The 1,710-nt window shown below is 71.8% G+C and carries 2 protein-coding genes; both read right to left on the bottom strand.

Features of this window, described 5'->3' with window-relative positions; all coding sequences use genetic code 11:
* A partial coding sequence (locus tag ABNX41_RS21750; protein ID WP_438671764.1) for an NAD(P)-dependent oxidoreductase occupies positions 1–924 on the bottom strand: 924 nt, incomplete at its 3' end.
* A gap of 199 nt (positions 925–1,123) precedes the next feature.
* Positions 1,124–1,710, bottom strand: a 587-nt coding sequence (locus ABNX41_RS21745; protein ID WP_438671763.1) for a LysR family transcriptional regulator substrate-binding protein, incomplete at its 5' end; no start/stop codon positions are given.

Here is a 1,710-nt window from a genome sequence, read left to right as displayed (position 1 = left end):
CCGCGCCAGTTCCGCCACCGGCAGATCCGCCCCGCCTTGCGCCGCCATCTCCAGCGCCAGCCGCAGGTCCTTGCGCATCAGCCCCGAGGAAAAGCCCGAATCGAAGCCGCCCGAGAGCACCCAGTTCGGGAAATGCACCTCGGACAGCATGCTGCGCCCCGAGGCGGCATTGATCACCCGCAGCGCATCGCCCGCGCCGACGCCCGCCGCCTCGGCCAGGCGCAGCCCCTCGGCCGTGGTCAGCATGTGGCAGGCCACCAGCATGTTGTTGACGAGCTTCGTCACATTGCCCGCGCCCGAGGGGCCGACATGCAGGACCTTGGCCCCGAGCGCGTTCAACTGCGCGCGCGCGGCGGCGAAATCGGCCTCGTCGCCGCCGATCATGAAGGACAGATTGCCGGTGGCGGCCCCCGCCGGGCCGCCCGAGACCGGCGCGTCCAGAAAGCCGTGGCCGCGCGCCGCCAGATCGGCGGCGATCCGGCGGCTGACCCCGGGCTCCGAGGTCGAGGTGTCGATCACCACCCGCCGCGACAGGTCGCTGTCCAGCAGCCCCGAGGCCTGGATCGCCGCCAGGACATGCTGCGCCGCGGGCAGCGAGAACACCACGATCCCGGCCGCCCGGAACACGTCGAGCGCGCTGTCGGCCAGTGCGATCCCGGCCCGGGCGGCCTCGGCCCGCCGCGCCGCGTCCAGATCGAAGCCGGTCACGGCAAAGCCCCTGGCCAGAAGCGTCCTGGCCATCGGCAGCCCCATCGCCCCCAGCCCGATCACGCCGGTCGTGGTCGCGGGGGTCCTTTCCGAAGGGGTCCCGGCCGCGGGCGCCCCTTCCGCAGAGGCCCTTTCCGCATCGGCGGGCGCCGTGCCGGATCCCGACCCTACCCCCGACCCCGACCCCGGAGTGCCGTCCTGAATATCCTGCGTCATGCCATGGTCCCTGTGGATCTGCGGATGCCTTCGCGCGCCTCTCTCGGGGGGTGGGGGGCCGTCCGGCCTCCGCCGCCGCCCTGCCAGCCGCCCCGCCTGTGCCCCGCCTCTGTGCGCGCCCCAGATTTCCCGCGCCCGGCGTTTCCCGCAAGCGGTGGGTTCGCGAAGCCCGCGTTGCCCAGCGGGCAACACCCGCCCCTCAGCCCCGAAAGGCGATCATCCGATCCGACAGAAACCCCGCAACCGCATTGACCGAACGCGGCAACCTGCGCCGCGCCCGGACGCTGACATGCGCCGACGCCATGTGCAGCAGCGGCGCGTCGATCTCGCGGATCACCAGATCCCCCCGCGCCTCCTGGATCGCCGCGGAAAAACGCGGCAGAAAGGTCAACCCAAGACCCGCCGTGACATAGCGAAGCAGAAGACCGATGGAATCCGTCTCGACAACAGGTCGAAGAATGAGCCCCCGGTCCGCGGCCGCGCGCCCGAGCAGGCGGTGGATCGCATGGCTGCCGTTCAATATGGCGAAGGGCTGGTCCAGCACATCGGCCAGATCCAGCACCCCGCCCCCCGCCAGCGCCGAGGACGGCGGCAGGATCGCGCAAAGCGGCTGGCGCGCCATGGCCAGGCTGCGGGTGCCCGGAAGCAGGATCGGGTCGTAGGCGATGGCGATATCCACCTGCCCAGAGGCGACAAGGCGCTGCAACGCCTCGGACCCGGCCTGCCGGATGTCGAAGCGAAGGCCGGGAAAGCTGCGCATCAGCGGGGGAAAGCCGTTCTGCATCA

This window comes from Pseudogemmobacter sonorensis (genome assembly GCF_042762395.1).
GTDB lineage: Bacteria > Pseudomonadota > Alphaproteobacteria > Rhodobacterales > Rhodobacteraceae > Pseudogemmobacter > Pseudogemmobacter sonorensis.
Note: the sequence above shows the minus strand (reverse complement) of the source record. Positions and strands in the feature narration are given on the sequence as shown.